This is a genomic window from Metabacillus rhizosphaerae, assembly GCF_037201795.1.
Taxonomy (GTDB): domain Bacteria; phylum Bacillota; class Bacilli; order Bacillales; family Bacillaceae; genus Metabacillus; species Metabacillus rhizosphaerae.
Genome location: NZ_CP147403.1, coordinates 478,862 through 502,730 on the forward strand (window position 1 = coordinate 478,862; position 23,869 = coordinate 502,730).

Below are 23,869 nucleotides of genomic sequence, written 5' to 3' on the forward strand. Positions count from 1 at the left end.
AAAACAACTCCCTTTTTTAGCGTTTTAAAATCCATTCATGATCAGGATCATTGTGGAACTTCCAAATTCGCTTTGGTCCTGCCATAACATTTAAATAATAGGACGTATAGCCTTCAGGTACACCTACAGGGTGGTAACCTACAGGTACGATGACAACATTACCGTTTTCTACAGTCATCGTCTCATCCAAGGAACGATCATCTGTATAAACACGTTGAAATACAAATCCTTGCGGCGGGTTCATTTCGTGATAATATGTTTCTTCTAAAAATGATTCCTGCGGCAAATTATCTTGATCATGCTTATGTGGAGGATAGCTAGACCAATTTCCACTTTCAGTAAAAACCTCAACAACTAGTAAGCTGTTTGCTGATGGATCTGAATCTGGTAGGATGTTATGCACCATTCGCTTGTTGTTGCCTGTTCCTCGTTGTTCGACACCATTTTCTGAAGCACTAATCAATCTTGTTGGTAATTGTTTTTCCGAAGGTGAGTAGCATAAAGCTACACGCGCCCCACTAACTGCCTCTACATCAAAAATGCGATCATTTGATACATACACACTATCTGTTGGTTGCTTTTCAAATACAGATTTGCGAGTCCCTATATTTTCATATGTAACATCCCTATCTGAAACATTTATCTTCCCTGTTACTGCTACAATACAACATTCTTGCTTCCCTAATTCCTCTGTATATGTAGCACCAGGAGCTAAATCTATTATTTTAAAGCCTACATATTCCAACGATGAATTTTCTGATGTCACATCATGTACAAGTGTTACACCTTGTGCAATTTCCTGATTATTTGGTTTGCGAAGCAATTTACTCATTGCTATCTCCTCCTTTATTGGATTTATTGTAGTAAGAAAATTCTATATTCTGCTTTTTAATAAATTGATATTCTCTGAAATCGATTTCATTGTTACTTATTTTTAAAGAATAGGTGTTATCTAATCTTTGCAAGTTTAATAATTTCTCCTTCAGAATAATATTACAAACGCTTTCAGTCAACAATTTTTCAAAATGTTTTACTCTTATAAAAAAGACTATTCATCTTCTATATGCTTATTTGTATGAAATTACATACAATTATCGCTCCATTGGACTAATGTAATTGTTTTGGTATCTTTTTAGCATTGTATTACTGCAATCGATTTCAGTATAGAAATTACTTTCATCCACTTAAACAACCTAAAGGTACTGAATCCTTAATAAAGATGTATCCTTATCAGGATATTCTGCTTTTCTAGACTTATTCAATCTTTGAATAATTTGATTTTTAATAATTTTATAATAACATTAACCTAAAGCGCTTTCAATAGCTTATTTTAATTTTATATTCGTCATAACCAGGTTCGATCTTGTTTTAAATAGCACTTATTATTATATTCTAGAAGTGTCCTTACTTATTCAATTGAATAAGCAAGAACTAGCCCCTCATAAAATGAGTTATAATTTTCCTGTTAAGAACTGCGCTTCGCCTACTCCAAAACTCCAGTCTGCGTCCCCATTTTCCGTAATAGATACCATTAAGTCTTGAGGAGAAATGCCACACTCAGACTCAAGTTGGCTTGCTAGTAAAGCATATAGCAGCTCCTTTTGATTCGTAGTTCTAGTTTTGCTAACGATGCTTATAATGACTAAATTTTTACTTCGATTAAAGCCCAAACCTGTATCTTCAATTATAAGTTCATTAGCTGGATGCTGATGAACAATTTGATAACGGTCCCTTTCCGGTACTTTAAAAGCTTCCACCATAGCATTATGGGCAACATCCAATAATTTTTTTAATGACTTTTCATCGCGACCCTCTATTAAATCAAAACGTAATAATGGCATGTTTTAGTTCCTCCTTAGATTAATTAAACCTATTTTTTTCCCTACTTCATTTCAATTCAAATTATCTGAGATTACAAGTTGAATATCGTGCCTCTTTGTATATTCTCGGTAGCTTTCACTTGGGGCTTTATCCGTTACAATATAATCAACTTCATCCATATCACAATAGGTCATCAAGGCATATTTATCAAATTTACAATGATCAACCAGTAGAAAGACTTTTGAACTCTTTTTAACGACAGTTTGCTTTATCTCACTTTCAAGAGGAGAGGAATGAGTCACTCCATTTGAGATGGTGATACCAGTTGAGGCCATGAAAGCCTTGTTAATATTATAGGATTTTAATAAATCCATATTTTTCAAACTAACAAATGATTTTGTTTTACGATCAAATACTCCACCAGTTGAAATGACATTTAAATTATCATATGGAAACGATTTAAAAATAAAGTCGAGATTATTTGTAATGATCGTAACATTCTTTGCCTGGAGGTGCTCCACCATTTCTAATGTAGTCGTTCCTGAATCAATATAAATGATATCCCCATCCTCAACAAAATTTGCAGCTGCCCTAGCAATTGACCTTTTTTGTTTTTGATTGCGTGTCTGCCTTTCGTTAAACGATTTAAGTGTTGCATGATTTGCAGCTACCCCACCGTAAACCTTTATTATTTTCCCTCGTTCAACCAACTGCTGAATATCACGTCGAATCGTGTTTTTAGATACATCAAACACTTTTACAAGCTCATCTAAAGATACAGTATCATTGACAAGAACATAATCCTGTATTTGTTCAATACGTTCTGTTTTTATCATAATTACCCCTCTTGAATGCATTTATTTTCACTTTTCATGCGACTAGAAGCGTACTTCTACTATTACTATAAGTGTTTTTTTATATTCTATCAAGAGTTACCCAAAACTTCACCATTTATTTTCATGTATTGGTCAATTTCTTAATCTATTACACAATTAGCTAAAAAGACTAACTGCTATCTATCACTAGTTTAGAATAGTGATAATACTGGTAACATCTCCATAATTCGTAATGATTTTTCTATTAATATCTAAAATTATCGATAAAAATTCTGAAATTTCTATTGACTGAAAGCGCTTTTAATAATATGATCAAAACATTCATAAGTAACCAAAAAATAATCAACATATAACCAATATGTTTCAAAAGGAGGAATTATTTTGAATAAACAGGTCAAACAAAACTCGTTTTTACTCAAAGTTATCTTAGTCTCCACATTTGGCGGGCTTCTCTTCGGTTACGATACTGGTGTTATCAACGGTGCGTTGCCTTATATGTCCGAAGCTCTAAATCTTAATTCCTTCACCGAGGGTCTTGTTGCAAGTTCACTTCTTTTTGGTGCCGCACTCGGCGCAGTGTTCGGTGGTCGACTTTCAGATTTTAATGGCCGTCGCAAAAACATTCTATATCTAGCTGTGTTATTCTTTATCGCTACACTTGGCTGTACACTTGCTCCTAATGTTACTGTTATGGTAATCTTCCGTTTCTTATTAGGGATTGCTGTAGGGGGCGCTTCAGTAACTGTTCCTACCTACTTAGCGGAAATGTCACCTGCAGAGAGCAGAGGTCGCATGGTTACTCAAAATGAATTAATGATTGTTTCTGGACAATTATTAGCCTTCATCTTTAATGCTATACTTGGCAACACAATGGGTGACAATGATCATGTTTGGCGTTACATGTTAGCTATAGCAGCTCTACCAGCTATTTTCCTATTCTTTGGCATGATTAAAATGCCTGAAAGTCCACGTTGGCTTGTATCAAAAAGAAAAAACAATGATGCTTTGCGAGTTCTTAGACAAGTACGTGAGGAAAGTCGAGCTAAATCTGAATTAGCTGAGATTAAGTCTGCTTTTGTCGAAAAATCAGAAATTAAAAAAGTAACTTTAAAGGATATGGCTGTACCATGGGTACGCAGAATCTTATTTATCGGAATTGGAATTGCAGTTGTTCAACAAATTACTGGTGTAAACTCGATTATGTACTATGGTACTGAAATTCTTAAAGATGCTGGCTTTCAAACAGAGGCTGCACTTATAGGTAATATTGCCAATGGTGTAATCTCAGTGTTAGCAACTTTCGTTGGGATTTGGCTGCTTGGTAAAGTTGGCCGTCGACCGATGCTAATAACTGGTTTGATAGGAACTACGACTGCACTCCTACTTATTGGAATATTCTCACTTACACTTGAAGGATCTGCCGCTCTTCCATATATTGTTTTAGCATTGACAGTCACATTCCTTGCTTTCCAGCAGGGTGCCATTTCACCAGTAACATGGTTAATGCTTTCTGAAATTTTCCCTTTAAGATTAAGAGGTCTTGGTATGGGAATAACTGTTTTTTGTCTCTGGATGGTAAACTTTTTCATCGGTTTGATGTTCCCTGTATTACTTGATAAGGTCGGTTTATCTACAACCTTCTTTATATTTGTTGTTCTTGGACTTGCAGCAATCACATTTGTAAAGAAATACTTGCCGGAAACTAAGGGATTAACACTTGAGCAACTAGAATTATATTTCCGTAATTATAAGAAAGAAGATGAAGATAATACAAATACATTAAACAAATTAAATAAAATGGCTAAGTAGGGCAAAAATGTAAAGCGCTTTACTTTTCAACGTAAATAATTAAGCCAGATAAAAAAGGCGTTCATTAAGAAAATAAACCACCTTAATGAACGTCTTTTCTTTATTACAACAGAATTAAAACCACGTTTATACCTTTTTTACAAATTCAGATTTTAATTTCATAGCTCCAAATCCGTCAATTTTGCAATCAATATCATGATCTCCATCAACTAAACGTATATTTTTTACCTTTGTACCTACTTTTACTACTAATGATGTTCCTTTTACCTTAAGGTCTTTGATTACTGATACAGAATCACCATCGTTTAAAACATTCCCATTTGCGTCTTTAATAACCTTACTATCAATACTATTTTCAGCTTCTAATTCTAAAGACCATTCATGGCTACATTCAGGGCAAACAAAAAGACTTCCATCTTCGTATGTATATTCTGAATTACATTTCGGACAATTTGGTAAGTCTACCATTATTTCATTTCCTCCATTCCAAATCCTTAAATCCATATTAATTATTATCAATTCCTTTAATTATAATTAGTATTAATCTCAATTTCAATTTCATTTCGGCGCCCCATATACCACTTATAAAATGAGTCAGCAAGTACTAGTGGCACATCATCAACACCAGCATGCTGGACCGGTTTGGCCCGATTGATAGTTCCAATAATTTATTTCTAATCCATTGTGCTCTATATACTTTTATTTAATTTATTCGTCCAGGAAGATTTCTTCAAGTGATGGTTCTTCTACTTCTACACGAAAGACATCTACGTTACACTGATTAAATGCTCGAATCATATCAGCAATTTTCTTTTCATCATCAATTGTAATAGTGACATAAGGATCTTTTATTTCCAGATCTGTCCCAACTGACTTCAGCCACTGATGTAATTTTACTTGTTCAGATTTAGGCATCGAAGAATGCTTGAGTCTAACAGTGATCTTCGACCTATAGAAGTTTCTAAGTTCATCCATTGTACCAATTTTGACAATCTGCCCTTCCTTCATAATCGCAATTCTTGTGCATATTTTTTCCACTTCATCAAGATTATGAGATGTCATGAAAATAGTCTTGCCCTTTTTGTGTAGCTGATCGATCAGCTTATGGATTTGGATCACAGATTCAGCATCAATACCTGAAGTTGGTTCGTCAAGAAAAATCAGTTCGGGGTCATGGATGATGGCTTGTGCAATACCAAGCTTCTTTTTCATACCAAATGAAAATTTCGCGGTTTTTTTATGAGCATGAGCCTTTAGACCAACAAGTTGGAGCACTTCCATGCATCGCACTTTTGCTACTGGCTGACCCGAAAGCGCAGATAGGAATTTTAAATGCTCTATCGCGGTTAAAGATCCATAGAAAGTCGAGTAATCAGGCATGACCCCGATTCTCTTCTTAACTTGATTATTTGGGCCTTTTACACCTAAAAGTGTGTATGCTCCAGAGCTAGGTTGAATAATGTCTGTTAACATATTAATGAAAGTCGATTTACCAGCACCGTTGCGACCTAGAAAGCCGAAGATTTCCCCTTGTTCCACAATAAGGTCAATACCCTTTACAATTGATACTGCTCCAAACGACTTCTTAAGCTGTTTTGTTTCGATGGCAATCATCAGAATGACCTCCTGTTAAGAATTAGGTGCGCCATAAAAAGCATGACACCTGCAAATAAAAAGATCACAATAAAGGTATAGTCATTTCTCTCTAAATAATAAAATGGTGTGATAAACTTTATCCAACTTACCCAAATGTTCGAAGTAAAGGTTACCCAAAACCCAAATATAGGAAAAGACAATCCAACTAAAACTCCAAGAAACATGGTATATCCAGGCTTAAGAATTAAGACTGAAAGCAGAATTGTTAAGGCTATGTAACATGTTAATAAACTAATTGTCTGTAAAAAAATGAAAATATCAATCTTATGTGCAAAAATACTGATAAGTAAAAAGGAAACAGTCACACAAACGAACCAAAATAGCCAAATACCTAAGAACTTACCATATAGAATAGATGTTCGTGAAGTTCTTGTTACTAAAAATCGCATCGTACGATCATTTGCCTCACGGTTTATGCTATCGTGAGACAAGCTCATTACAAATAATAGCCCCAAGGTTAAGATAAGCATCAAAAGACCAGCTGTGTGAATATTTTCAGCTTCCTTTGAAGAAAATTCAATTTCAGACATAAACACATTTGAAAACTTTGCTGAATAATAGGAGGTAATAAATAAAATCGCAATCATAATGATTGACCTTATTCCCTTGAATAAGTTAAAAAACTCTCTTTTACTAATGACGTACATAACTGATTTCTCCCTTTCAATGTTTCATTCGTATTTTGGTTCTTTTGATATTCTGTTTACTTCTGCTATCAATCTATAACGATTATACGTTTTCTATCTTAAACCTCCTGAAACTCTACCTTAATTTTTCCTTAATTTCTCTTTTTTTCATGACTGAATGTTATCATTACTTATATACCAGATAGAATAGGAGCATCAAAATGCAAGAGACACGATTATTAATCGTCGATGATGAACAAGCAATTTTACATATGTTAACCACGATTTTAAAAAGAGAAGAATTTAAACATATAGATACCGCTTCTAATGCAAAAGACGCACTTTTATTTTGTCAATCGAAACGATATGATTTAATTTTTTTGGATGTGATGTTGCCAGATCGCAGTGGTTTTGAAATTTGTCCCTTGATTAGGGAAAGGACAGATGCACCCATTTTCTTTCTTACAGCAAGATCAACAGATTTGGACAAACTTTCAGGCTTTGCATTAGGTGCAGATGATTATATTACTAAACCATTTAATCCCCTGGAGGTGGTCGCAAGGGTAAAAGCACATTTACGCCGTCATTCAGGCAAGATCTCAAAAAGCTCGCAATCAGTCTATCAATATGGAAACATACAAGTAAATACTCTCTCTGGAGAAGTTAATATCAAGGGCAAAACTGTAGCATTGACTGCACAAGTTTACCAGTTATTTCTTTTCTTCTGTCAACATCCAAATCAACTTTTTAGTAAAAGTCAGCTTTATGAAAAAGTGTGGGGGGAAGAATTTTTAGGAGAGGATAATACCGTCATGGTTCATATTCGAAAGCTTCGGGAAAAAATTGAGGACGACCCAAGTAAACCGCTATACATTGTAACAATAAGAGGACTTGGCTATAAATTTGTTCCAAATGGTGGAAGACATGAACATCAATAAACGATTTCTCGTACAGTTTTTTATACAATTAATCCTTATTTTTAGCATATTTCTCTTAGTTTTCTTGTCCTTCTGGGCAATTATTGGCTTTTCGATTATGAAAGATGAAGCTAATCAAGATTTATCCAAAGTAGATAGCTATTTTTTTTCTGACTTGATTACAATACAGGGTGAGAAAGTAAAGATTGATGAAGAATTAAAACAATTAGTAACGAATCAGAACGGCTGGATCCTTATCCTAACAGCAAAAGGGAATATTATTGGATCGTACAATGCACCGAAACAAATACCCAAACATTTTAAAAAAAGTGAACTAGCCTCATTAATTCTACCAAATGCCCCTGCCACTGTGGAATATCAGTATTGGAAATTAGATGAAACATCTCCACAGCCCTATTTTCTTTTATTCGGTAGAAAAAGGTTAGAGACCAATATATTAAACGAGATTAAGGCAGATCTCGATTGGAAAAATCAGAATCTTAATCTTTCCAAATCTAGTCTTCAACAAATTGAAGCAGAAAAGGTTTGGGTCCAATTAATCAATTCAAACGGAGAGGTAGTGGATGGATATGGTACGAATCAAGAGCCGGTCACTTACTCAACGGAAGATCTGCTCACCCTTCCGAAAACTAAAGATGATTCTGTTGCAGCGTACTATGATGCAGAGTCTGAACAGACGATTATGGTGGGTGTACAGGAATCAAATTCAGCCTTAAGTATAGAAGATGGCCTGTTTAAAACGATTAGTAATAGTATTTTAATCATTTTTATAGGGTTATTTCTTGTTTTGTTAATCGTTACCTTTTGGTATGCACGTAAATTTGGTGTTCCGTTGATTACGATGATGAAATGGATTCAAAATCTTGGCAGTGGTCTTTATGAGCAGCCTTTAGATTTGCATCAAAGGCCAATCTTATTGAATAAAGAGGGGAAATTAAAAAGGAAGTACCGTCTGTATAAAGATCTAATTGCAACCCTATCACAATTAACAGCGGCTTTAAAAGAAAACGAAGCACAACGTCACAAAATGACTCAAACACGGGAAGAGTGGATCAGCGGTCTTTCCCATGACCTAAAAACTCCCCTCGCCTCCATATCTGGTTATGCTCAGATGCTTGAAACTGAAAACTACTCGTGGACAGAAAGAGAGACAAAAGAGTTTGCTGGAATCATCGTCGAAAAGTCAGCATATATGATGGAATTACTAGAGGACCTAACATTAACCTACCGATTGAAAAATCAAGCTTTACCCATTACAAAAGAACAAGTCGACATTAACGACTTCATCCGTCGGGCTATTATCCATTTCATCAATGATCCGGCTAACAACGATAAAGAACTTATTTTTCATCCATACAATGGAGATGCTTTTGCACCAATTGATCCAAAATGGTTTCAAAGGATTATAGATAATCTGATAGCGAATGCCATTAAGTACAATCCTTCAGGCACTGCAATTACAGTATCCATTTCGCCTATTGAACAACATCTTTTGATCATTACGATCACAGATAATGGCAAAGGAATGGACAATGAAACACTCGATAAGCTCTTTCAGCGGTATTACCGTGGAACCAATACAAGCGATACTAGCAACGGAACTGGCCTAGGGTTGACCATTGCGAAACAATTGGTCCAGCTTCACGGTGGATCAATTAATGTAAAAAGCGCACCTCATAAAGGCACAACCGTTCGAATTATTCTACCAATCTAAATAGATGATAATGAAAGGTTTCCCCAAAAGTAACAACATTTGGGGAAACCTAATTTTATAGTAAAACCCAATTTATTTATTAACATTAAAAGAAATTTGGCCTTTTTTGTAACTCTTTAAAAGTACACGATACTAATTCATTTAGTTTATGATTCTACTTCTCCAACCCAGTTCTGAACAAGCGCTCTGCATAGTTCAAAGTTAAACTTCGGGGAAGGAAGCCCCGGTAATTGAGCCATGAACTTTTGTTTATCTTAAAAATCCAGTCAAGCTTGGATGAAACCCTCCCGCAATATGTTTCGTAAAAATGGGCTCGGTTCACCTACACTGTAAAGCTGCAAATAATGAATAGCCCTGGTGCAGGCAGTGTAGAAAACTCTATGTAAGCTCTCATCACTGTATACATGCTCCGATGCATCATAAATGATGACAGCATCGAATTCGATACCTTTAGACAAATACGACGGTACTACATCCATAAATATTAATAAACATAATAAGCTAGAAACACTTCGCACAATTAAATGGCACTTCGAGGAACAAAAAATTCCTGCATATTATATTAATACACAGGAATTTCAATCAAAATTTAATATAAATTATCAGACTTTATTTTAAATCAACAACAAAAATCTGCAAATATCCCCTTGATTACTCCACCGTAACACTCTTCGCAAGATTACGTGGTTTATCAACATCACAACCACGATGTAATGCAGCATAGTAAGAGATCAATTGTAATGGTACAACTGCTGCTAGTGGTGATAATTGTTCATGAACGCTTGGAAGAACAAAACGATCGTCTTCTTCTTCTAGGCCCTTCATTGTGATTATACAAGGATTAGCTCCACGGGCTACAACCTCTTTGACATTTCCACGAATGCTTAGGTTAACATGCTCTTGTGTCGCTAATGCGATAATTGGAGTACCATTTTCAATTAGGGCAATTGTACCATGCTTAAGCTCTCCGCCTGCAAAACCTTCTGCTTGAATATAAGAGATTTCTTTAAGTTTTAGAGAACCTTCAAGTCCTACGTAGTAATCAACAGAACGTCCAATGAAGAATGCGTTACGTGTTGTAGAGAGATATTCGCGTGCAATAGCTTCCATCTCTTCTTTTTGATCACATAGAACTTCCATAGCATTTGCAACAATTCCAAGCTCTTTTGTTAAATCAAATTCTAAAGAACGTCCTTTTCCATATGCTGCAACAGCCGCAAGAATAGATAATACTGCTAATTGTGCAGTGTACGCTTTTGTAGATGCAACAGCAATTTCAGGACCTGCATGTAATAACAGCGTGTAGTCAGCTTCACGAGATAATGTTGACCCTTGAACATTTGTAATCGTTAAAGCTTTGTGACCAAGCTCTTTAATCTGTACTAATACTGCACGGCTATCTGCTGTTTCTCCACTTTGTGAAATAAAGATAAATAGTGGATTTTCAGAAAGCAATGGCATATTGTATGAGAATTCACTTGCGATATGAACTTCAACTGGGATTTTTGCCCAATTTTCAATAAATTGTTTTCCAACTAATCCAGCATGGTAGCTAGTTCCTGCTGCAATGATATAGATTCGATCTGCTGCATTCACAGCGTTTACGATTTCAGCATCAACTGTTAAACCACCATCTTCATTACGGTATTTCTCAATAATTCTTCTTGTGACTAAAGGCTGTTCATCTATTTCTTTTAACATGTAGTGAGGATAAGTGCCCTTTTCAATATCGCTAGCATCAAGCTCTGCTTTATAAGGGGCACGTTCAATTACATTACCTTGTAAATCTTTAATTGTAACAGACTCACGTTCAACAAAAACCATTTCTTTGTCCATAATTTCAACATATTGGTCAGTTACTTGTAACATTGCCATAGCATCTGACGCAACCACGTTAAAGCTGCCATCACCTAAACCAACAAGCAGTGGACTTTTGTTTTTTGCTACATAAATCATATTAGGATTTTGCTCATCTAATAATCCAATCGCATAAGAGCCTTTTAAGACTGATAACGTTTGACGGAACGCTTCCTCAACCTCTAATCCATTTGCTACAAATTTTTCAATTACTTGAACAATTACTTCTGTATCTGTATCACTTTTCAGTTGAACATCTTGTAAATATTCACGCTTCAAAATAGCATAGTTTTCAATAACACCGTTATGCACAAGGGTAAATCTACTAGTAGTACTTTGATGTGGATGTGCATTTACTCGGCTAGGTACACCATGTGTTGCCCATCTTGTATGACCGATTCCTGTTGATGCTTCTACTTGTTCATCAACACACTCACGTAGCTCAGCAATTCGACCCTTTTCTTTGAAAATGTGCACACCTTCATTATTCATTGCTGCAATTCCTGCAGAGTCATATCCACGGTATTCTAATTTTTCTAACCCTTTTAATAATATTTCCTTAGCATCTTGTTTCCCAATATATCCAACGATTCCGCACATATTCGTTTCCTCCCATAGCGTGTAAACTAGGGACAGGAAGTCATTTTCGGAGACATTCACTGTCCCCTCACACATGTTTTTAATTTTGGAAGGCTACGCTTCTCCCTTTGTACAAAAAGTTACCTCTTTGGTTTAAGGAAAAACTTACGGTTGTAACCAATCAACCGGGAGGCATCCGCCGAAATTTCGATAACCTCCATCCTCGTCAACTAAGTTATTTTCGATCCCTTAGTTCAGGCGCTTTAAATTGTCAATCTTCTTTACTATGCCCCTTTCTATCATAAATAAAAATACAAAGTTAATAATACAACATAACAAAATAAACCGTCAATCAATTTATACCATACTCTAACAATTCTACTTGAATTGCTATACATATATGATATGTTCGAAAATGTAAACACGTTAATAAAAAAGGCGGGTTACCCCGCCTCCTTCTTACTCCAAGCCCATCTCTTGTTTGACTATGTCTACAATTCGCTCAACATATTCACGACATTGTTCTTCTGTTGGTGCTTCTGCCATAACACGAACTAATGGCTCTGTACCTGAAGGGCGAACAAGGATACGACCATTACCATTCATTTCTTGTTCCACAGATTCAATAATCTCTTTCACCTTTTCATTTTCTGTTACTCGATATTTATCTGTTACTTTTACATTAATAAGTAATTGTGGATATTTTTTCATTTCACCAGCTAGCTCTGATAATTTTTTACCGGTTAGCTTCATAATGTTCACAAGTTGTAATCCGGTTAGAAGTCCATCGCCAGTTGTATTATAATCAAGGAAAATAATATGACCTGATTGTTCTCCACCAAGGTTGTAGTCATTTTTCTTCATTTCTTCTACTACATAACGGTCTCCAACAGCTGTTGGGATACTGTTAATTTCATGTTCCTCAAGGGCTTTGTAAAATCCTAGATTACTCATAATAGTCGATACAACAGTATTTTTCTTTAGTCTTCCTTCACTGTTTAAAAACTTTGCACAAATATACATGATTTGATCACCATCAACGATCTCACCATTCTCATCGACAGCAATCAAACGATCACCGTCACCATCAAACGCCAAACCGATATCTGCATTTTTCTCCTTCAAAAAGGCTGCTAATGCTTCTGGATGTGTTGAACCAACTCCTGCATTGATATTTAATCCATTTGGAGATGTACCCATTGTCGAAACATCTGCATCTAAATCAGCAAACAAATGTGTAGCAAGTGATGAAGTAGCACCATGTGCACAATCCAATGCCACATGAATACCAGTAAAGTCTTCATCAACTGTTTGTTTTAAGAATTGAAGGTATTTTTGTCCGCCTTCAAAATAATCGTTTACTTGTCCTAAATGTTCCCCTATTGGTCTTGGTAATGTATCTACTTCTTGATCCATTAAGCTTTCAATTTCAAGTTCCTGCTCATCTGATAATTTATATCCATCTGGACCAAAATACTTGATACCATTATCTTGTACAGGGTTATGTGAAGCAGAGATCATAACTCCTGCTTGTGCACCAAGTGCCTTCGTTAAAAATGCTACACCTGGAGTTGAGATAACACCTAAACGCATTACTTCAGCTCCTATCGAAAGGAGACCTGCTACAAGAGCACCTTCAAGCATATGACCTGAAATACGAGTATCTCGTCCGATTAATACTTTCGGTCTTTCCGTATCTTTTGTTAATACATAACCACCAAATCGGCCAATTTTAAAGGCTAACTCAGGTGTTAATTCACTATTAGCTACTCCTCGTACTCCATCTGTCCCAAAATACTTTCCCATTGGTTTCGCTCCTTTATTTAATCTGCCTTATGAGGCTGAAGAAATTTTAACTTTCACTTTTTCATTTTCTAATGACCATGTTATATTTTGCGGGCCGTTTACCTCAACATCTACCTCATGCTCACCATCACTAAGATCTGATAAATTTATATATAATTCTATATCAGATGATTTTATATCCTTAATAACATTTGATGCCCCATAAATCTTAACATCTTGTGTTCCTGTCTCTGGTTCAATAAACTCAAGATTCTTAGCCTCTGATAATCCTACAGCTTTTATCTCTTGATCTGTAAATGCCTTTTCTTCTTGTTCATCAACATCTACATTAATCTTGAGCTTTTCAGGATTTATCTTTTTTATTCCTTCGGGTATCGGCACAGCAACTTCTATTACAGTATCTTTATCAATCTTACTAAGGTCTACTGTAACTCCATCGATAAATTCAAGCTTATCCAAAACATCCATAGGACCAAAGACGGTGATTTCCTTTGGGTCAGGTTCAATACTTGATATACTTAAACCCTTTTTAAGCTCGCCCTCCCTTATTATTTTAAAAGGTAAGGCTTTACTTGGACTTTTTATCGGAACTGTGACATCAACTACTGTTGGTTCCACTTCAACGGGAAGGATATTCCCATCACTATCATATATCGTAATCCGAGATTCACGGTTAACTGTTTCTTCCGCATTTTCTAGGTTTACAGCAGCTTTCACGCTGGATATTCGATCAATTAATTCTTTAGAAGCTGTCACACGAATGCTGTTTGGATTCACAATTGGTTGATCAGGCGTATAACCTTCCTCAAGCTTATCCTCATTTAGAAAATCAACTTCGACCTGAAAATCTTTAGTTACCTTCTCTTCAATTGTAACTGTGATAACGGAAGGAGTAATACTTGCCTTTAAGTCTTCAGATAGGTTTTTAATTTTAAGCTTAACTCGATGAGTTCCAATTGATAATTTAGTCAAGTCTGCATAAACCTCAAAATCTCTAAGCTGCCTTGCCTTTGTTAATGAACTTGTTGCACCTTCTAAATTGACATTAACCGATTCAGTTACACCTGTTACAACAAGGTTTTCTTGGTCAAAGTATGTTACAACCGGTACTTCTGTGACAGTAGCCTTGTCCGCAGTAGGTGATTGCGATAATGGTGTCGATGGCTGATTAACAGAAGGAGCTGATTCAATATTAACCGAAGCATATAACATCAACGCCATAAATAAAGCAATAACCCTCATCACCCAATGGCTATTCATCAACTTATCCATTTTTCTTTCCCCTCCATTGCCAACGGTTTGAGGAAACAGGTTTTGTTGTTATAATTAACTCTTTTTGAAGAATTTCTCTTAATTCATCTTGAGTTAAGTTTCGATGAAGCTCACTATTTCGAGCAACTGAGACACTTCCTGTCTCTTCAGAAACGATAATTGTTAAACTATCTGTCACCTCACTAATCCCTAAAGCGGCTCGGTGACGTGTCCCAAGTTCCTTAGAAATAAACGGGCTTTCTGATAGAGGTAGATAGCAAGCTGCTGCTGCAATTTGATTCTTTTGAATAATAACTGCCCCGTCATGAAGTGGTGTGTTAGGGATAAAGATGTTAATCAATAATTCAGACGAGATCATTGAATTTAATGGTATTCCAGTTTCTATGTAATCGCTCATCCCTGTTTCTTTTTCAATTGACATTAACGCACCAATGCGTCGTTTTGCCATATAGTCTGTTGCTTTCACAATTGCTTCAACGGTTATTTCAGGGTCATCCTCTCCAGGTAAACCACCTCGAGAAAATAATCGTCCTCTTCCTAGCTGTTCTAATGCTCTGCGCAGCTCTGGTTGGAAAATAATAATAATGGCAAGAAAACCCCATGTTAAGGCTTGATCCATTAACCACTGTAACGTGCTTAATCCTAAGTATTGACTTAACATGCGGACTACAATTATTACAGTAATTCCTTTTAATAGCTGTACAGCCTTGGTTCCCCTTACGACCATAATCAGTTTATAGATAACGTACCACACAAGGAGAATATCAACAGCTATGCCGAGGTAATGCAATATTGGTATATCCTCATATCCCATTCACTCGTCCTCCATGAGTTTCACTCTTTAATATATAAAAACGTAAATGTCGTCATCAATTAACCAAGAAATATGAAAAAATGAAGTATGTACTAGCTACATTAATATAACTACTTTATCAGAGTAAGCCTTATATTAAATTGTTGAAGCTGTATTCATCAATTTTCTAAGCAGGATGGTATACCTAAAAATTAGCTTAGTTCAACCCCGCCTCATTCATATATAAGTTTTGTTGATAACTATGTTATTATATCACTTTCTAAAAGAAAATGTAAAAAGGCCACCGTATTGATGACCTTGTGTTTAACGAAAAACTCCTACAACATCCTGAGAAAGAGATTTTATATGGTACCATAACCATTCAAACATCTCATCTACTTCCTCTATATCCCCGGTTACTTGTCCTGCTGCTGCCATATAATTCTCTCCATTAATTTCTCCATTAATCACAGTTACATCACCCTCAATTTTACCTTCAATCGTTAAAGATCCGTTTTTCACAATCACATCGCCCTTGACAACCTCTCCCTTTGGAACGGTGACCTTACTGTTCTCTACAACTAGGTTTGACTGTTTAGAGACGCTAAAGTGCTGATCCTCATGCCAGGCTGAAAATAGACTTCCTGTCATCAGAAGAACAAACAATGAGGCGGCAGCCAATAGTGGGTGACCTTTTAACAAACGATTCCAGGAAGCTGTTCGCTTTTCCTTTGGTAGATTATTCATAACAGCTTGTGTGAAATCCTTTGGAGCTTCAATATGGGATGTACTTTGGACAAGCGCAACAGCCTTTTCAAGCTCATGAAAATGTTGATAGCAACTCTCACAGGTGTGAAGATGGTCTTTCACCTTAATTTCTTCATCACTAGATAATTCATGATCCATATATTTATGCAAAAGCTGAACAAACTCAGAAGAACAGCTCATATATTCTCACCTCTTTATAAATGCCTTAATTGCTTTCTTAGGGCTTCTCTCCCTCTGTGAATCCGTGTTTTGACAGTACCAATTGGAATGTCGAGAATTTCACTTATTTCTATTAATGATAGCTCATCAATATACTTTAAGACAATAACTGTTCGATACTTATCAGGGAGCTTTAAAATTTCTTTTTGAATTGTTTGTTGTAGTTCCATTGTTTCAAGTTCTTCTTCCGGTAAAGCTATTTCAGCAGCTACTTGGGAATACATCGTTAATCCATCTGTTCCTGACACCTCTGCATCAAGATAATAATCTGGCTTCTTTTTTCGAATACGATCTATTGATAGATTTGTTGCAATTCGGTATAACCATGTCGAGAATTTTTTATTCATATCATACGTATGAATATTTACAAATGCTCGAATAAAAGCTTCTTGTGCAATATCCTCTGCTTCGTGCGCGTTTCCGAGCATTCTGTAGCATAATTGATAGATTTTATCCTTGTACAAATCAACTATTTCCGCAAATGCATTTTGATCGCCTTTTCTAACCTGTTTTATTCGATTCTTTACTATCGTTTCCATTCAACATACCTCCGCACTCTGCGGGTCTCTTTATATACGTATAACTTTCCATTTGGTTTCATTTTATTTACATAAATTATTTTAACAAATTTTGGAGGTTATTGGTGATAAATTTTCAATTAATTATTAAGACGAGCAATAAATCAGGACTACTTGAAATAGACCTCTTCGTTATTCATAAAAACTATCACCAAAAGCACGTTATTCTAGTATTTACAAATAACAAAAAACCACAAACATAAGTTTATGGTTTGAATTTTCATATAGTATTGGTGGAGCCTAGCGGGATCGAACCGCTGACCTCCTGCGTGCAAAGCAGGCGCTCTCCCAGCTGAGCTAAGGCCCCAAAAGCCAAGGGATTCTATGGAGCGGAAGACGGGATTCGAACCCGCGACCCCCACCTTGGCAAGGTGGTGTTCTACCACTGAACTACTTCCGCAAAAGATGAGCCATGAAGGACTCGAACCTTCGACCCTCTGATTAAAAGTCAGATGCTCTACCAACTGAGCTAATGGCTCTAAATAAAATGGCTGGGCTAGCTGGATTCGAACCAACGCATGTCGCAGTCAAAGTGCGATGCCTTACCGCTTGGCTATAGCCCACTGATTAATCATCATAGTCTTATGTGCTAGTAATTAATAATGTATAACATATTATAAACATTGATTAGTGATTTTATTCACAACTAGACTTTCAAACAAAATCAAAGATAAACAAATTATGAAATGGATACCCATTTTCCTTCGTTTATCTACATTTTTTATGTAAATGGTGGAGGGGGGCAGATTCGAACTGCCGAACCCTAAGGAGCGGATTTACAGTCCGCCGCGTTTAGCCACTTCGCTACCCCTCCATATGTGTGAAACAGTGCCGGCAAGAGGACTTGAACCCCCAACCTACTGATTACAAGTCAGTTGCTCTACCAGTTGAGCTACACCGGCATAAATGGTGGAGGATGACGGGATCGAACCGCCGACCCTCTGCTTGTAAGGCAGATGCTCTCCCAGCTGAGCTAATCCTCCGAATGGTGACCCGTACGGGATTCGAACCCGTGTTACCGCCGTGAAAGGGCGGTGTCTTAACCGCTTGACCAACGGGCCATGAAGTGTTTAATAAGTCTCTGTGTAAGCTTCCAACCGGGCTCGAACCGGTGACCTCTTCCTTACCATGGAAGTGCTCTACCAACTGAGCTATGGAAGCAATGGCTCCGCAGGTAGGACTCGAACCTACGACCGATCGGTTAACAGCCGATAGCTCTACCACTGAGCTACTGCGGAACAATTTAAAGCCTGGCAACGTCCTACTCTCACAGGGGGAAACCCCCAACTACCATCGGCGCTGAAGAGCTTAACTTCCGTGTTCGGCATGGGAACGGGTGTGACCTCTTCGCTATCGCCACCAGACAATTACGACAAGAATTATTATACTATTTTGAAAGAATATTTCAAGTGTTTTTTACAAAAAAATATATTCCTTCAAAACTAGATAACGATTCACAATTCAATTCACTGAGTTTACGCTTTTACTTTGTCCAGCTACAGAAGCCAAATCCTACGGTAATTTCACTCTCTCGTACGAAGTCAAAGAACGACTTCTTCTAAGGTCGCTCCAATTCCCTATGGATTTAAGCGGTCTTCTTCCGCTTTTCTATTTAGGTTAAGTCCTCGATCGATTAGTATCTGTCAGCTCCACACGTCACCGCGCTTCCACCTCAGACCTATCAACCTGATCATCTTTCAGGGATCTTACTAGCTTACGCTATGGGAAATCTCATCTTGAGGGGGGCTTCATGCTTAGATGCTTTCAGCACTTATCCCTTCCGCACATAGCTACCCAGCTATGCCTTTGGCAAGACAACTGGTACACCAGCGGTGCGTCCATCCCGGTCCTCTCGTACTAAGGACAGCTCCTCTCAAATTTCCTACGCCCACGACGGATAGGGACCGAACTGTCTCACGACGTTCTGAACCCAGCTCGCGTACCGCTTTAATGGGCGAACAGCCCAACCCTTGGGACCGACTACAGCCCCAGGATGCGATGAGCCGACATCGAGGTGCCAAACCTCCCCGTCGATGTGGACTCTTGGGGGAGATAAGCCTGTTATCCCCGGGGTAGCTTTTATCCGTTGAGCGATGGCCCTTCCATGCGGAACCACCGGATCACTAAGCCCGACTTTCGTCCCTGCTCGACTTGTAGGTCTCGCAGTCAAGCTCCCTTGTGCCTTTACACTCTACGAATGATTTCCAACCATTCTGAGGGAACCTTTGGGCGCCTCCGTTACATTTTAGGAGGCGACCGCCCCAGTCAAACTGCCCACCTGACACTGTCTCCCAGCCCGATAAGGGCTGTGGGTTAGAATTTCAATACAGCCAGGGTAGTATCCCACCGACGCCTCCACCGAAGCTAGCGCTCCGGCTTCTCAGGCTCCTACCTATCCTGTACAAGCTGTACCAAAATTCAATATCAGGCTACAGTAAAGCTCCACGGGGTCTTTCCGTCCTGTCGCGGGTAACCTGCATCTTCACAGGTACTATAATTTCACCGAGTCTCTCGTTGAGACAGTGCCCAGATCGTTACGCCTTTCGTGCGGGTCGGAACTTACCCGACAAGGAATTTCGCTACCTTAGGACCGTTATAGTTACGGCCGCCGTTTACTGGGGCTTCGGTTCAAAGCTTCGCTTACGCTAACCTCTCCCCTTAACCTTCCAGCACCGGGCAGGCGTCAGCCCCTATACTTCGCCTTGCGGCTTCGCAGAGACCTGTGTTTTTGCTAAACAGTCGCCTGGGCCTATTCACTGCGGCTTTTCCGGGCTATTTACCCTAAAAAGCACCCCTTCTCCCGAAGTTACGGGGTCATTTTGCCGAGTTCCTTAACGAGAGTTCTCTCGCTCACCTTAGGATTCTCTCCTCGCCTACCTGTGTCGGTTTGCGGTACGGGCACCTCTCACCTCGCTAGAGGCTTTTCTTGGCAGTGTGGAATCAGGAACTTCGGTACTATAGTTCCCTCGCCATCACAGCTCAGCCTTATGTGACAACGGGATTTGCCTCGTTGTCAGCCTAACTGCTTGGACGCGCATATCCAACAGCGCGCTTACCCTATCCTTCTGCGTCCCCCCATTGCTCAAATGGTGAGGAGGTGGTACAGGAATTTCAACCTGTTGTCCATCGCCTACGCCTTTCGGCCTCGGCTTAGGTCCCGACTTACCCTGAGCGGACGAGCCTTCCTCAGGAAACCTTAGGCATTCGGTGGAGGGGATTCTCACCCCTCTTTCGCTACTCATACCGGCATTCTCACTTCTAAGCGCTCCACTAGTCCTTACGGTCTAGCTTCACAGCCCTTAGAACGCTCTCCTACCACTGTTCTAAAAGAACAGTCCACAGCTTCGGTGATACGTTTAGCCCCGGTACATTTTCGGCGCAGAGTCACTCGACCAGTGAGCTATTACGCACTCTTTAAATGGTGGCTGCTTCTAAGCCAACATCCTGGTTGTCTAAGCAACTCCACATCCTTTTCCACTTAACGTATACTTTGGGACCTTAGCTGGTGGTCTGGGCTGTTTCCCTCTTGACTACGGATCTTATCACTCGCAGTCTGACTCCTGAATATAAGTCTTTGGCATTCGGAGTTTGACTGAATTCGGTAACCCGTTGGGGGCCCCTAGTCCAATCAGTGCTCTACCTCCAAGACTCTAAATTCAAGGCTAGCCCTAAAGCTATTTCGGAGAGAACCAGCTATCTCCAGGTTCGATTGGAATTTCTCCGCTACCCACACCTCATCCCCGCACTTTTCAACGTGCGTGGGTTCGGGCCTCCATTCAGTGTTACCTGAACTTCACCCTGGACATGGGTAGATCACCTGGTTTCGGGTCTACGACCACGTACTCTTTCGCCCTATTCAGACTCGCTTTCGCTGCGGCTCCGTCTCATCAACTTAACCTTGCACGGGATCGTAACTCGCCGGTTCATTCTACAAAAGGCACGCCATTACCCATTAACGGGCTTTGACTACTTGTAGGCACACGGTTTCAGGATCTATTTCACTCCCCTTCCGGGGTGCTTTTCACCTTTCCCTCACGGTACTGGTTCACTATCGGTCACTAGGGAGTATTTAGCCTTGGGAGATGGTCCTCCCTGCTTCCGACGGGATTTCTCGTGTCCCGCCGTACTCAGGATCCACTCTGGAGGGAACGAAGTTTCAACTACAGGGTTGTTACCTTCTTTGACGGGCCTTTCCAGACCTCTTCATTTACTTCGTTCCTTTGTAACTCCGTATAGAGTGTCCTACAACCCCAAGAGGCAAGCCTCTTGGTTTGGGCTAATTCCGTTTCGCTCGCCGCTACTCAGGAAATCGCGTTTGCTTTCTCTTCCTCCGGGTACTTAGATGTTTCAGTTCCCCGGGTCTGCCTTTATTACCCTATGTATTCAGGTAAAAATACTACTCCATTACGAGCAGTGGGTTTCCCCATTCGGAAATCTCCGGATCAAAGCTTACTTACAGCTCCCCGAAGCATATCGGTGTTAGTACCGTCCTTCATCGGCTCCTAGTGCCAAGGCATCCACCGTGCGCCCTTAACAACTTAACCTTCTTCGACGAATGATAAGCTTCGAATTTCTTCGTTGACTTCGTGTTCTGCGGTGCTCATGTACACAAAACGTACATTCCGCTCCTCGACCACTCGTCGCCTCGAACTTCTCGCTTCTCCTTCGTCTCAGGATATCAGTACTTACTGAATATCCGTTAATATTACTAAGAGAATCACTAAACTAAGCGTTTAAACTCAGTGAATTACTTGAATTGTTATCGTTATCTAGTTTTCAAGGAACATTAGTCACAGGATGTGCAAATGCTAGATGCATTTAAACTCCTATGTCTTTTCTTACATATTGAAAGATCAGTATGATCTCTCAAAACTAAACAAAAACCAAGTGTGCCTATTTTCCTTAGAAAGGAGGTGATCCAGCCGCACCTTCCGATACGGCTACCTTGTTACGACTTCACCCCAATCATCTGTCCCACCTTAGGCGGCTGGCTCCTTACGGTTACCCCACCGACTTCGGGTGTTACAAACTCTCGTGGTGTGACGGGCGGTGTGTACAAGGCCCGGGAACGTATTCACCGCGGCATGCTGATCCGCGATTACTAGCGATTCCAGCTTCATGCAGGCGAGTTGCAGCCTGCAATCCGAACTGAGAATGGTTTTATGGGATTGGCTTGACCTCGCGGTCTTGCAGCCCTTTGTACCATCCATTGTAGCACGTGTGTAGCCCAGGTCATAAGGGGCATGATGATTTGACGTCATCCCCACCTTCCTCCGGTTTGTCACCGGCAGTCACCTTAGAGTGCCCAACTAAATGCTGGCAACTAAGATCAAGGGTTGCGCTCGTTGCGGGACTTAACCCAACATCTCACGACACGAGCTGACGACAACCATGCACCACCTGTCACCACTGTCCCCGAAGGGAAAGGTATATCTCTATACCGGGCAGTGGGATGTCAAGACCTGGTAAGGTTCTTCGCGTTGCTTCGAATTAAACCACATGCTCCACCGCTTGTGCGGGCCCCCGTCAATTCCTTTGAGTTTCAGTCTTGCGACCGTACTCCCCAGGCGGAGTGCTTAATGCGTTTGCTGCAGCACTAAAGGGCGGAAACCCTCTAACACTTAGCACTCATCGTTTACGGCGTGGACTACCAGGGTATCTAATCCTGTTCGCTCCCCACGCTTTCGTACCTCAGCGTCAGTTACAGACCAGAGAGTCGCCTTCGCCACTGGTGTTCCTCCACATCTCTACGCATTTCACCGCTACACGTGGAATTCCACTCTCCTCTTCTGTACTCAAGTTCCCCAGTTTCCAATGACCCTCCACGGTTGAGCCGTGGGCTTTCACATCAGACTTAAGAAACCGCCTGCGTACGCTTTACGCCCAATAATTCCGGACAACGCTTGCCACCTACGTATTACCGCGGCTGCTGGCACGTAGTTAGCCGTGGCTTTCTGGTTAGGTACCGTCAAGGTACCAGCAGTTACTCTGGTACTTGTTCTTCCCTAACAACAGAACTTTACGACCCGAAGGCCTTCATCGTTCACGCGGCGTTGCTCCGTCAGACTTTCGTCCATTGCGGAAGATTCCCTACTGCTGCCTCCCGTAGGAGTCTGGGCCGTGTCTCAGTCCCAGTGTGGCCGATCACCCTCTCAGGTCGGCTACGCATCGTTGCCTTGGTGAGCCGTTACCTCACCAACTAGCTAATGCGCCGCGGGTCCATCTGTAAGTGATAGCCGAAACCATCTTTCAATTCTGAACCATGCGGTTCAAAATGTTATCCGGTATTAGCTCCGGTTTCCCGGAGTTATCCCAATCTTACAGGCAGGTTACCCACGTGTTACTCACCCGTCCGCCGCTAACCTCTGGGAGCAAGCTCCCATCGATTCGCTCGACTTGCATGTATTAGGCACGCCGCCAGCGTTCGTCCTGAGCCAGGATCAAACTCTCCAATAAAGTGTTTGATATAGCTCATAAGTTTTGTACTATATAGTACGTTGTTTTGTTAATTAAAAATTAACGTTGGCACGCTTGGTTTTGTTTAGTTTTCAAAGATCATTTATTGTCGTTTCGTTCAGAAGCGACTTTATTAATATA

General features: G+C 39.6%; 16 protein-coding genes, 10 tRNA genes, 3 rRNA genes and 1 pseudogene. 4 read left to right on the plus strand and 26 right to left on the minus strand.

Annotated features, from left to right (window positions below; translation table 11 throughout):
- Positions 1-16: 16 nt before the first annotated feature.
- From iolB to WCV66_RS02385, 3 genes are all read right to left on the minus strand, one after another.
- The gene (iolB, locus tag WCV66_RS02375; RefSeq protein ID WP_338787835.1) at positions 17-832 is read right to left on the minus strand and encodes a 5-deoxy-glucuronate isomerase; all 816 of its coding nucleotides are present in this window, start codon (positions 830-832) and stop codon (positions 17-19) included.
- 619 nt (positions 833-1,451) lie between these two features.
- Positions 1,452-1,841, minus strand: a complete 390-nt coding sequence (locus WCV66_RS02380) for a tautomerase family protein (protein WP_338787836.1) — start codon at positions 1,839-1,841, stop codon at positions 1,452-1,454.
- Between the two features lie 51 nt (positions 1,842-1,892).
- A complete protein-coding gene (locus tag WCV66_RS02385) occupies positions 1,893-2,657 on the minus strand; it encodes a DeoR/GlpR family DNA-binding transcription regulator (RefSeq protein ID WP_338787837.1) in 765 nt (254 codons plus the stop codon).
- A 381-nt stretch (positions 2,658-3,038) separates the two neighbouring features.
- On the opposite strand from WCV66_RS02385, the gene WCV66_RS02390 reads away from it, so the two are divergent.
- Positions 3,039-4,466 carry a sugar porter family MFS transporter gene (locus WCV66_RS02390; protein WP_338787838.1) on the plus strand — a complete coding sequence of 476 codons (1,428 nt, stop codon included), beginning with the start codon at positions 3,039-3,041 and terminating at the stop codon, positions 4,464-4,466.
- A gap of 126 nt (positions 4,467-4,592) precedes the next feature.
- On the opposite strand, the gene WCV66_RS02395 is transcribed toward WCV66_RS02390, so the two are convergent.
- The 3 genes from WCV66_RS02395 to WCV66_RS02405 all read right to left on the minus strand — a co-directional run bounded on the left by WCV66_RS02395 (position 4,593) and on the right by WCV66_RS02405 (position 6,769).
- Positions 4,593-4,934 carry a zinc ribbon domain-containing protein YjdM gene (locus WCV66_RS02395; RefSeq protein ID WP_066332387.1) on the minus strand — a complete coding sequence of 114 codons (342 nt, stop codon included), beginning with the start codon at positions 4,932-4,934 and terminating at the stop codon, positions 4,593-4,595.
- A gap of 240 nt (positions 4,935-5,174) precedes the next feature.
- Positions 5,175-6,080 (minus strand): ATP-binding cassette domain-containing protein, encoded by a 906-nt coding sequence (locus WCV66_RS02400; protein WP_066332397.1) that lies wholly within the window; start codon positions 6,078-6,080, stop codon positions 5,175-5,177.
- Positions 6,080-6,769: an ABC transporter permease gene (locus WCV66_RS02405; protein WP_066332405.1), complete on the minus strand. Its 690-nt coding sequence runs from the start codon at positions 6,767-6,769 to the stop codon at positions 6,080-6,082. The genes WCV66_RS02400 and WCV66_RS02405 overlap by 1 nt, the downstream gene beginning before the upstream one ends.
- Before the next feature lie 200 nt (positions 6,770-6,969).
- On the opposite strand from WCV66_RS02405, the gene WCV66_RS02410 reads away from it, so the two are divergent.
- Together WCV66_RS02410 and WCV66_RS02415 are read left to right on the plus strand one after the other, a co-directional pair.
- A complete protein-coding gene (locus tag WCV66_RS02410) occupies positions 6,970-7,686 on the plus strand; it encodes a response regulator transcription factor (RefSeq protein ID WP_338787839.1) in 717 nt (238 codons plus the stop codon).
- The gene (locus WCV66_RS02415) at positions 7,673-9,400 is read left to right on the plus strand and encodes a HAMP domain-containing sensor histidine kinase (protein WP_338787840.1); all 1,728 of its coding nucleotides are present in this window, start codon (positions 7,673-7,675) and stop codon (positions 9,398-9,400) included. Before WCV66_RS02410 ends, WCV66_RS02415 begins: the two co-directional genes overlap by 14 nt.
- A 266-nt stretch (positions 9,401-9,666) precedes the next feature.
- On the opposite strand, the pseudogene WCV66_RS02420 reads toward WCV66_RS02415, so the two are convergent.
- From WCV66_RS02420 to sigW, 7 genes and pseudogenes are all read right to left on the minus strand, one after another.
- Positions 9,667-9,873 (minus strand): annotated as a pseudogene (locus WCV66_RS02420) (ATP-binding domain-containing protein); the annotation flags it as partial.
- 178 nt (positions 9,874-10,051) lie between these two features.
- A complete protein-coding gene (glmS, locus tag WCV66_RS02425; RefSeq protein ID WP_338787841.1) occupies positions 10,052-11,857 on the minus strand; it encodes a glutamine--fructose-6-phosphate transaminase (isomerizing) in 1,806 nt (601 codons plus the stop codon).
- A 438-nt stretch (positions 11,858-12,295) separates the two neighbouring features.
- Positions 12,296-13,642 carry a phosphoglucosamine mutase gene (gene glmM, locus WCV66_RS02430; RefSeq protein WP_066332418.1) on the minus strand — a complete coding sequence of 449 codons (1,347 nt, stop codon included), beginning with the start codon at positions 13,640-13,642 and terminating at the stop codon, positions 12,296-12,298.
- A gap of 27 nt (positions 13,643-13,669) precedes the next feature.
- Complete coding sequence (locus WCV66_RS02435; protein WP_338787842.1) at positions 13,670-14,914, minus strand: YbbR-like domain-containing protein; 1,245 nt, start codon at positions 14,912-14,914, stop codon at positions 13,670-13,672.
- A complete protein-coding gene (gene cdaA, locus WCV66_RS02440) occupies positions 14,907-15,728 on the minus strand; it encodes a diadenylate cyclase CdaA (RefSeq protein ID WP_066332432.1) in 822 nt (273 codons plus the stop codon). The genes WCV66_RS02435 and cdaA overlap by 8 nt, the downstream gene beginning before the upstream one ends.
- A gap of 303 nt (positions 15,729-16,031) precedes the next feature.
- On the minus strand, positions 16,032-16,655 hold the full coding sequence (locus tag WCV66_RS02445; RefSeq protein ID WP_066332439.1) for an anti-sigma factor family protein: 624 nt from the start codon (positions 16,653-16,655) through the stop codon (positions 16,032-16,034).
- Positions 16,656-16,669: 14 nt separating this feature from the next.
- Complete coding sequence (gene sigW / locus WCV66_RS02450) at positions 16,670-17,233, minus strand: RNA polymerase sigma factor SigW (protein WP_066332443.1); 564 nt, start codon at positions 17,231-17,233, stop codon at positions 16,670-16,672.
- 104 nt (positions 17,234-17,337) lie between these two features.
- On the opposite strand from sigW, the gene WCV66_RS02455 reads away from it, so the two are divergent.
- Positions 17,338-17,475, plus strand: a complete 138-nt coding sequence (locus WCV66_RS02455; RefSeq protein WP_157094387.1) for a hypothetical protein — start codon at positions 17,338-17,340, stop codon at positions 17,473-17,475.
- A 28-nt stretch (positions 17,476-17,503) separates the two neighbouring features.
- Here the strand turns inward: WCV66_RS02455 and WCV66_RS02460 are convergent.
- From WCV66_RS02460 to WCV66_RS02520, 13 genes are all read right to left on the minus strand, one after another.
- Positions 17,504-17,579 (minus strand) — tRNA-Ala (locus WCV66_RS02460).
- Positions 17,580-17,597: 18 nt separating this feature from the next.
- Positions 17,598-17,672 (minus strand) — tRNA-Gly (locus tag WCV66_RS02465).
- Between the two features lie 6 nt (positions 17,673-17,678).
- Positions 17,679-17,751, minus strand: a tRNA-Lys gene (locus tag WCV66_RS02470).
- Positions 17,752-17,760: 9 nt separating this feature from the next.
- Positions 17,761-17,835 (minus strand) — tRNA-Gln (locus WCV66_RS02475).
- 167 nt (positions 17,836-18,002) lie between these two features.
- A tRNA-Tyr gene (locus tag WCV66_RS02480) sits at positions 18,003-18,086 on the minus strand.
- 15 nt (positions 18,087-18,101) lie between these two features.
- Positions 18,102-18,174: transfer RNA gene (locus WCV66_RS02485), tRNA-Thr, on the minus strand.
- Between the two features lie 5 nt (positions 18,175-18,179).
- Positions 18,180-18,255, minus strand: a tRNA-Val gene (locus tag WCV66_RS02490).
- Between the two features lie 3 nt (positions 18,256-18,258).
- Positions 18,259-18,333 (minus strand) — tRNA-Glu (locus tag WCV66_RS02495).
- 27 nt (positions 18,334-18,360) lie between these two features.
- Positions 18,361-18,433 (minus strand) — tRNA-Thr (locus WCV66_RS02500).
- Between the two features lie 2 nt (positions 18,434-18,435).
- Positions 18,436-18,510 (minus strand) — tRNA-Asn (locus WCV66_RS02505).
- Positions 18,511-18,520: 10 nt separating this feature from the next.
- Positions 18,521-18,636 (minus strand): 5S ribosomal RNA (gene rrf / locus WCV66_RS02510).
- 249 nt (positions 18,637-18,885) lie between these two features.
- A 23S ribosomal RNA gene (locus WCV66_RS02515) occupies positions 18,886-21,816 on the minus strand.
- A gap of 362 nt (positions 21,817-22,178) precedes the next feature.
- Positions 22,179-23,728: ribosomal RNA gene (locus WCV66_RS02520) — 16S ribosomal RNA — on the minus strand.
- Together the 16S, 23S and 5S rRNA genes with 10 tRNA genes alongside form the textbook arrangement of a ribosomal RNA operon.
- Between the last annotated feature and the right edge of the window lie 141 nt (positions 23,729-23,869).

Coding starts and splice junctions, on each gene's coding strand:
- WCV66_RS02435 (WP_338787842.1), bottom strand. CDS start 14,914: ATGGATAAGTTGATGAATAGCCATTGGGTGATGAGGGTTATTGCTTTA.
- cdaA (WP_066332432.1), bottom strand. CDS start 15,728: ATGGGATATGAGGATATACCAATATTGCATTACCTCGGCATAGCTGTT.
- WCV66_RS02410 (WP_338787839.1), top strand. CDS start 6,970: ATGCAAGAGACACGATTATTAATCGTCGATGATGAACAAGCAATTTTA.
- iolB (WP_338787835.1), bottom strand. CDS start 832: ATGAGTAAATTGCTTCGCAAACCAAATAATCAGGAAATTGCACAAGGT.
- glmM (WP_066332418.1), bottom strand. CDS start 13,642: ATGGGAAAGTATTTTGGGACAGATGGAGTACGAGGAGTAGCTAATAGT.
- WCV66_RS02385 (WP_338787837.1), bottom strand. CDS start 2,657: ATGATAAAAACAGAACGTATTGAACAAATACAGGATTATGTTCTTGTC.
- WCV66_RS02445 (WP_066332439.1), bottom strand. CDS start 16,655: ATGAGCTGTTCTTCTGAGTTTGTTCAGCTTTTGCATAAATATATGGAT.
- WCV66_RS02395 (WP_066332387.1), bottom strand. CDS start 4,934: ATGGTAGACTTACCAAATTGTCCGAAATGTAATTCAGAATATACATAC.
- WCV66_RS02415 (WP_338787840.1), top strand. CDS start 7,673: ATGAACATCAATAAACGATTTCTCGTACAGTTTTTTATACAATTAATC.
- WCV66_RS02405 (WP_066332405.1), bottom strand. CDS start 6,769: ATGTACGTCATTAGTAAAAGAGAGTTTTTTAACTTATTCAAGGGAATA.
- WCV66_RS02400 (WP_066332397.1), bottom strand. CDS start 6,080: ATGATTGCCATCGAAACAAAACAGCTTAAGAAGTCGTTTGGAGCAGTA.
- glmS (WP_338787841.1), bottom strand. CDS start 11,857: ATGTGCGGAATCGTTGGATATATTGGGAAACAAGATGCTAAGGAAATA.
- sigW (WP_066332443.1), bottom strand. CDS start 17,233: ATGGAAACGATAGTAAAGAATCGAATAAAACAGGTTAGAAAAGGCGAT.
- WCV66_RS02380 (WP_338787836.1), bottom strand. CDS start 1,841: ATGCCATTATTACGTTTTGATTTAATAGAGGGTCGCGATGAAAAGTCA.